Annotated in this window: 1 protein-coding gene; it reads right to left on the bottom strand. The window is 27.8% G+C overall.

Annotation, left to right across the window (positions count from 1 at the left end; translation table 11 throughout):
* Positions 1 to 63: 63 nt before the first annotated feature.
* A complete protein-coding gene (gene purN, locus AOG55_RS06450; protein ID WP_048101922.1) occupies positions 64 to 672 on the bottom strand; it encodes a phosphoribosylglycinamide formyltransferase in 609 nt (202 codons plus the stop codon).
* Between the last annotated feature and the right edge of the window lie 272 nt (positions 673 to 944).

Raw genomic sequence — 944 nt, 5'->3', positions numbered from 1 at the left:
ATAAACCCCTCATTTAATTATAAATATAAAATTATGTTAAATTATTATATATTTTTGGATAAATTATAATTTCCTTATAACCCTTTTGCCATTTATCTCATAGTTTCCACTTAATACAAGGTTTATGGAAAATACCAATGCCTTATGCTCCTGCTCATGTATTTTTTCTTCAAGTGATTCCGGTGTATCATAATCATCAACATTAACTATCCTCTGGTCTATAATTGGGCCATTATCAACATCATTTGTTGCAAAATGTATTGTGCATCCAGAAAATCTTGCACCGGATTTTAATACAGCCTCATGTACCCTCTTTCCATAATAGCCCTTGCCGCCAAATAATGGCAGTAATGACGGATGTATGTTTATTATTTTGTATAAAAATTTATTTATAATAAAATCAGGTAATATTTTCATATAACCATCCAATACTATTAAATCCGGGTTTTCTGATAATAGTATTTCTGATATTAATTTATTATAATCACCTTTTGAATCTATTAATATTGGTTCTATATTGTTTGATCTGGCAATTTCAAGTACATTTGCCCTTTTATTGTTGCATATCAATTTTGTTATTTTTGCATTATTTACCACGCCATTATTTATTGCATCTATTATTGCCTGAAAATTTGTACCATTACCAGAGGCCAAAACCAAAATTTTCTTCATATTGCATTATTGTAATGATTTTAATTAAACTTATGTTAATTATTTAACATGCAATGCTGTGGTGATTTTATTTCAGCAATTGGCGCAATAAATTAATGGTCTGACTGTTAATTATTCTGTTTATTTATATATTGTTAAAATAATAAATAAGAAAATTGAACAAAATTATTTTGATGAATATTTTAATCACCAAGATCCTTTAATTCCTTATTTGAAAACAGTATCTCCCTCAATTCCCTATCAAGCTGCGGGTCATTTCTTCTAAGGTATTC

This window comes from Acidiplasma cupricumulans (assembly GCF_001402935.1).
GTDB classification, from domain to species: Archaea; Thermoplasmatota; Thermoplasmata; order Thermoplasmatales; family Thermoplasmataceae; genus Acidiplasma; species Acidiplasma aeolicum.
The sequence above is the reverse complement of the archived record's forward strand: the minus strand, read 5'-3'. Positions and strand labels throughout refer to the sequence as shown.

What these genes read in the sequence shown, in the direction of transcription:
- purN (WP_048101922.1), bottom strand. Translation starts at nt 672, where the DNA reads ATGAAGAAAATTTTGGTTTTGGCCTCTGGTAATGGTACAAATTTTCAG.